This is a genomic window from Vicingus serpentipes (assembly GCF_007993035.1).
GTDB lineage: Bacteria > Bacteroidota > Bacteroidia > Flavobacteriales_E > Vicingaceae > Vicingus > Vicingus serpentipes.
The window spans coordinates 542755-550293 of record NZ_VOOS01000002.1 but is presented as its reverse complement, the minus strand read 5'-3'; the positions used below and the strand labels follow the sequence as shown (position 1 = coordinate 550293).

Annotated in this window: 4 protein-coding genes; all 4 read right to left on the bottom strand. The window is 32.4% G+C overall.

Going from position 1 to position 7539, the window contains the following annotated elements; genetic code table 11:
• The coding region (locus tag FRY74_RS06440; RefSeq protein WP_189765249.1) for a SprB repeat-containing protein at positions 1-2650 on the bottom strand (2650 nt) is incomplete at its 3' end.
• A gap of 9 nt (positions 2651-2659) precedes the next feature.
• Positions 2660-3733, bottom strand: a complete 1074-nt coding sequence (locus tag FRY74_RS06435; protein WP_170227968.1) for a PorP/SprF family type IX secretion system membrane protein — start codon at positions 3731-3733, stop codon at positions 2660-2662.
• A gap of 9 nt (positions 3734-3742) precedes the next feature.
• On the bottom strand, positions 3743-6229 hold the full coding sequence (locus FRY74_RS06430) for a gliding motility-associated C-terminal domain-containing protein (RefSeq protein WP_147099757.1): 2487 nt from the start codon (positions 6227-6229) through the stop codon (positions 3743-3745).
• A gap of 527 nt (positions 6230-6756) precedes the next feature.
• Positions 6757-7434 (bottom strand): hypothetical protein, encoded by a 678-nt coding sequence (locus FRY74_RS06425; protein ID WP_147099756.1) that lies wholly within the window; start codon positions 7432-7434, stop codon positions 6757-6759.
• Positions 7435-7539: the final 105 nt, after the last annotated feature.

The window sequence follows — 7539 nt, the reverse complement described above, 5'->3', positions numbered from 1 at the left end:
GATTAACAAAGGCTTGACCATCATTACCACCATTACAACTAACGTTTGTTTGTGTTAATGAAATGGATACAGCGGAAGAAGGTTCTAATATAATAACAGTCGAAGTATCAGTACAACCATTTGTATCAATAACAGTAACTGTATAATTACCAGCGATTAAGTTTGTTCCAGTTGATTGATTACCGCCTAATGGAGACCAACTATAGGTAAATCCTGGTGTTCCACCTGAAATTTCAACAGTTGCTGAACCATCATTTCCATCTAAACAAGATACATTTGTAAAATTCGTCACTGAAGCAACAAGTGGTGGTGTTTCATTTGGAACAATTATAGTTGAAGTATCAGTACAGTTGTTATTATCAGTTACAGTTAATGTATAAGTACCAGCTATAACATCTAAAATATTTGATGTTGTATCACCAGTTGACCAAGAATATGAATACGGAGGAACACCTCCCGAAACATTTGAATTTATTGTTCCATTAGATAGTCCACAAGTTGAATTTGTAAAAGTTGGAGATATAATTAATTCGGATGGCTCAAGAATATCAAAAGTTTTAGTTATTGAACAGTTGTTAGTATCAGTTATTAAAACTGAATGAGTTCCTGCTAAGATATTGTCATTTGAAGATGTCGTATTTCCAGATGGAGTCCAATTATATGAATAGCCTGGGGTTCCTCCCGAAGCACTAACACTAGCTATTCCAGTATTATTTCCAGAGCAAAGTACATTAGTTTGTGAAGTTGTAGCTGAAAGAGGTGCATCGGGTTGATCAATAATTACATTAGCAATTCCAGTACAACCATTAGAGTCGACAACAGTAACGTTGTAATTTCCAGCTGAAAGGCCAATCCCTGTAAGAGAGTTTCCTCCAGAAGGAGACCAGTTAAATGTATACCCAGGGGAACCTCCATTAACTGTAACTGTAGCTGTACCATCACTACCACTAAAACAACTTACGTTGGTAACATCTGTAATTGAAGTGGTAAGAACATTTGGTTGATCAATAGTTATAACTATAGTTGTATCACAACTATTAAAATCTGTTATTGTTACAGAGTAGTTGCCTGTCGATAGCCCTGTTGCAATTGAGTCTGTTCCTCCGGAAGGAGCCCAAGAATATGAATATGGACCTGTGCCTCCAAAAGGAGTTACGTAAGCAGTCCCGTCACTTCCAAAAAAACATGAAACATCTGTTGAACTATAGGTAGCTGTGAGAGGTGATGGTTGAATAATACTGAAATTTTCCTGTATCATGCATCCATTATTATCTGTTACATCCACAGTGTAATCTCCTTCAGGAATGTTAGTAGCAGTTGTTCCTGTTTGAATGGGTGTCGTGTTCCAAGAATATGAATATGGAATTAGAGAACCATTAGTTGATATAGTAGCACTACCAGTAGCAACTCCAAAGCATGATGCATTAGTGATATCAATAGTGTTGATACCTTGAAAATCAACAAAGTTAAGAACTATGGTATCTGTATAAGCTTGACAATTTCCAGTGCCAGTATTTGTTAGATATAGCGAAACTGATCCAGAAGCTATTTCTGCAGGGGTTGGAAAATATAGAGGATTTAAATTATTATTATTGGGGCTAAAAACGTTAGAGCCACCAGACCATTCTATGCCTGTTCCACCTTCGAAAATACCATTTAGTTGGACTGAAGTTTCAGTTGTACAAACAAATTGATCAACACCAGCGTTTGTGTAAATCGAACCAGGAATTTGAGTAACTATTTGAGATAGAGCTTTTGGCGGACAGTCAGATACATCATCTATTATTACAGTATATGTTCCTGGTCCTGTAGCATTAATTGAAGATGTTGTTTCAAGAGTATTCCATTGAAAATTAAAAGGAGGAGATCCTCCTATTGTATTAATGGTTAAAGTAATACTAGTATCATCAGGACACATTACTGCAGGATTTGGAGATATTGAAGCATTTAAAGTTGGGTTGAAAAATATTCTTACAGTATCACATATTGTTATTGTAGCACATCCACCAATTGGATTTCCACATACTTGATAATCAATAAAAGACGGAAAAAGTGTATCAGAAGGTGTTACTGTTACAGTATCACAACCCGTTGTGCAGTTTAAATAATAATTCCAATCTCCAATATTATCTGGAGCTATTGAAGTCCATTGTATTGATGATTCAATATAGTTAAAAGTATTAATATCACTTGAACAACCATTGTTAACAAAAGATGATGTAGATACTTCAGGTATGGCTATTGATTGAATAATGTACTGACTTTCGTCTCCTCCATTTTTACATAAAGTAACAGTGTGTGGCCCTGCGCCTGATAAACAGATTGGGTCACCGGCATCTGCTGTTATACCACAATTAACTGAATACTGAAAAGAATTTCCATTTGCTCCTGAATATAAGTCTAAAGTAATTCCTTCTGCACCAGGATCAAGGGTAACTATAAATAGTACACAATTACTATAACCCGATCCTCCAATACAACAGTCATCTTTTCGTTTAACTGGCGGACTAATCCATGAACCATCTGGGGTACCAGTTAAATCAACAGTAAAAGTTGGTGTGTTAGGATCACACTGGGCTAAAGTTTCGTTTGTGCTAAAAAAAACGAAAAGTAATATAAATAGGGTTGATATTATTCTATAATTAAACAAGCAGTTATATTATTTGTTTTTGTCCATCGATTCAAGTAAATTAAATATAGATTCTTTCATTATTTCTATACGTTTAATCTCCTCAGGAGAGTTACCTCCAGATTCAAAAAATTCATCAATCAATAAATTTAAAATTGTTTTTATTTTTTCAGAAGATAATGGTTCTTGTTCTTCAACTTCTAAATTATTTATAAAAGGTTGTTGTTTACTAATTCCAAATTTATAACCTAATGTAATCTCATGACTTAATCCATTGTTTAAATAATTATTTACATTAGCAAAATCATGCATATATGCAATCTGAACGTTTTTGTATTTTATGCCTAAATGAAAGTTGATTGCATAATTACTTCGGTATCCGGCACCTATATGAAACATGTTTTTAAAATGTAAAAGAGTATTTACGTCATATTGAAAGGGAATATTAGCTGAGTACCTGGTTAAAACTATAGGTTCAATTTTTATTTTATTTGATTTAGAAACATTAAATAAATAAGAAGCTTGTCCTATTATATATCGAGTATTCTTAATGTTGAAATCTGAATTTTTATCACCACCTTCTAATACTTGAGGAATGCTTATACCAATATTCAATGAATTAAATTGGTAATTGATACCAAATGAAGCATCTAAAAACGTTTCTGAAATTGATCCATTTGTTAGTAAGGGGTCATCAATATCTTTAACAGTCGATTCATTAATCCTTAAGATTCTATTATTTATGTCAACTCCCAAACCAAAACTTAGAGTTGAATTTACATTTATTTTAGCATGATAAGCATACTTCAAAGAACCTGTAATTGAATTAAATAAACCTCTCTGATCGTTTTGAATACTAAAACCAAAGCCAGAATTGATAGATGAGATTGGTGAGGATAATGTAAATAAATGAGATACAGGAGAACCTTTGAAACCAGTCCATTGTGTTCTTTGATGTATAAATGATTCAGTTTCATTATTAATGCCTGAATAGGATGGGTTGTATACTATAGGGTTAATAGTATAGTTAGAATAAAATGGAATTTCTTGGCTTTTCAACCCAAGACAAGCAAATAATAAAATGATTAATATGGAGTTTTTCATTCTCATATTTTATTCTACGGAAATAATTGTAACAAAACCTTTATGTAGTTGTTCTTCATTTTTTAACTCAATAATATAGTAGTATGTTCCATCTGGTAATTGTTTACCATTCCAGGTTCCTTTCCATTCATTTTTATAATCAGCAGATTCATAAATTAAATTTCCAGAAGTATTAAAAACTCTAACGCTAGTTTCAGGGTAGTTTTCTATATTGATTATATTCCATGTATCGTTAAATCCATCATTATTGGCTGTAATTAAATCAGATATAATTATAGGGGAATCATTAAATGAGTCAACAGATATTAACACGCTGTCTTGATAAATACAACCATAGTTATCAATAATTGATACTGTATACAAAGTAGTAGTTTCTGGTGTAGCTATAGTAGAAGATTTGTTAGGGGATTCAAGATTGCTAGTAGGAGACCAAGAATAAAACAAACCTCCACTAGCATATAGATTAGCTGATGACCCCAATTCAATTGTAGTGTCACTATTTGAATAAATGTTGAATGGATAAATTGTTAATGAAATCATATTTGATGTATCTATCGCACAAACACCATTTTTAACTAAAGCTCGATAATCAGTATGATTAGTAATATTTGTTAATATAATAGAATCAGAATTGTTATTTACTGAGTTCCAAGTTGAGCCATTATCAATTGAAAATTCCCAATCGGTAATTGTTCCTAAGTAGCTATTTAAATATATTAAGTTTGAGGAATTATAACATATACTATCTGATGAGAAAAGTGTCCCAGAATTTGAAACAGAATCGACATTAATTGTAAATTGAGATGTGTCATTTGCACAAACACCATTTGTTGCTATTAACTGGTAAACCGTAGTTTGATTCAAATTGTTAAAAGAATTTGATGTAGTTGTGTTTCCTAATGAGTTCCAAGTTAAACCATTATCAATTGAAAATTCCCAATCATATATACTTCCTGTATTTCCATTTGTAATTAGATTTCCAGAGTTTTGATTTGCACACACATTATTTGATCCTGAAATGGTTCCAGCATTTGGATTAGCATCAACTATAACAGTTAATGTGTCAGAGTAAACATTTGAACAAGAAGAATTACCGACAATAGCTCTAAAAAAAGTTATAGTATTAAGATTGTTAAATGTAAAGGTGTTAGAAGTAGTTCCAAGTGAAGTCCAGGAAAGGCCTCCATTTATTGAGTTTTCCCAATCAATAATATTTCCAACATAACCATTTAAAATAAGTGTTCCAGAATTTACACCTTCACATACAATTGTGTCAGAAGATAGAGATCCTCCTATAGGATTATTTTCTATTGTTACAATAGCTATTGAAGAAGTATCACTGTTGCATCCAGCAACTATAGCTCTATACCATGTGTCTTGAGAAATATTTGTAAATGATAAAAGTGATGAAGTATCGTTTATAGTTGTCCAATTTGCACCATTATCAACTGATGTCTCCCAGTTTTGGATTGCGCCTGAATAATCATTAAGTGAAATGTCACCTGAATTAGTGCCTATACATACAGTTTGTGAAGTAGGAGAGGTGGAACCTCCATTTGCTCCATTCAAAACAATTACTTCGGCAGTATCAGAATATGTGATTTCACAGTTTCCGTTTTGAATAACTGCTCGGTAAAGATATGTAGAAGGTTGATTTAAGTAATTATAAATATTGTTAGTATTAGAAAGTCCTAGCCATGAACTTCCTCCATTTAAAGAATATTCCCAATCTAAAATGGTTCCTTTTTCATTTGTAAGCGAGAGAGATCCACTATTAGGAGGAACACATATGGTTGTTGACCCTGAAATGTTACCTCCGATTGAAATTGAGTCTATACTTATTATTGCAATACTTGATGTGTCTTGAGGACAAAATTCATTTGATACGATAGCTCTATACCAAGTTTCTTGAGTAATATTATTATAGCTAATTGTATCAGATGTGTCAGAAATATTTAACCAAACACTGCCATTATTAATTGAATATTCCCAGTTTTGAACATTTCCAATAAAATTATTTAAAATTAGTTGGCCATTATTTCCACTTAAACAAACAGATTGACTAGAATTAATAATTCCTCCATATGATAAAGTGTCAGAAATAATAGTATCATATATAGTATCATTATTAATATTAAGATCCCCTGCAAGGGAGGTGAAAAATTTAAATTCGTAAGAATTAGCTATGGACAAGTCTGCATTTGAAGCAAACGTATATGAGTATGTTGAGAAAGAGGGAAAAGAAGGAATGGAAATGTTTTCAGTTACAATCACACCTCCATTTATTTGATAATTAACATCGAAACTTCCACTAAAAGGAGTTCCAAAGTTAAAAATTACTACAGTCACTGTTTCGTTATTGGATAATTCACAACCAGAAATAGGAGAAGTAGAAGATAATATTCCTATATCTTGAGAAAAACCCTTTAATTGAATACAGAATGAAAGTAGTACTATATATAAAATTTTGATATATAAATGTTTCAAATAAGTCATTTTTTGTATTAATTCATTTATATAATCATAGTACTATAAATGAAAGTATTAAAGTAGATATAAAATTTTAGTGTTAGAAATAAATTCGACTAACTATTGTTTTTTTATCGACAAATCAATTTTACATTACGAAGCAATTGCTAAAAGGTTATATTAAATCTTGTAAATAAAGAACAATAAAAAAGCCCTTCAAATTTTGAAGGGCTTTAGTCGATTTAAGCGGAGAAAGAGGTTTTTGAACCTATTTCTCTGTATCCATTGATATGATTGAGGTCTATGCGATTAGCCTAGTGGCTAGGGTAACGAATAGGGTAGCGATCTTTCAAATAACATTTATAATGCTAAGTTACTCTTTTTATTTTTTAATTGTAACTAGTTTTTTCTCAATGTCCTAATGCAGTAAGGTTGGCGGCAAATAATAATATAAGTAGTAAGTGCTTCATCGTTTGTTTTTGTATTGGCTAAAACGTTTTGGCTAAACTGCGTTTAATGCAGTTTAGGTTTTGTTGGCTGTAGTTTTTCTATAATTATATTTTCAATTTTGTCCGTAGGTTCAGATGATAATGACCTGCCTGTTCCGCTGTCAATCCTTGTTTAATCTCGTCCTCTGTCCAAGAAGCAACCATTTTTTCGTAGTCTTTATAAGGGCTGTCAGTTAACTTATCCTTTGTTTGACTAAAAAATCGTCCGCTCGGATATATGTCTATTGTGTCAAGAGCATTGAGATATTCATACTCGTCATTGTCCTTGTCAATAACCTTTTCGAGTTCAATTAGTCGGTTAAGTTCCTGTCCGTCTGGAAAAAGGCATACCTCTAAGTCCACTTTGTCTTCAAGGGATGATACCCACCCGATAATATTCTCCTCCTTTAATTTCTCAATGAGTTTGTCACGCTTTTGATGGTCGAAGTGCTTAATGTCAAGTTCATTTAGTTCGTTGTCAGATGGGAAATACTCTCTGTATATTTCCGCAACTGACGACTTTGCCCAACTTGACTTATTAAGATCAAGAACCATAAAGAGTAATTTGATATCCCGTTTCACTGACCATATTTGAATTTTTCCGGAGTTGTTTTGAAACGCTGCTGCGACGTACTTTTGTAACCCAAAGAAAATACATGCGTCATAGTCGTTCTGTTCGCCCCCTTTGTAGAGTTTTGTCCCTGCTGGTATGATGCAATGTCCATATTTGTCGTAAAGTGTCATAGATTTCAGTTTAAATTATCGCCAACAACCGAATAAACAACACGTGTTGTTTATTCGCATTATGTGTTTAATCAAATTTATATCTTTAAGCTGAAACATGCAATA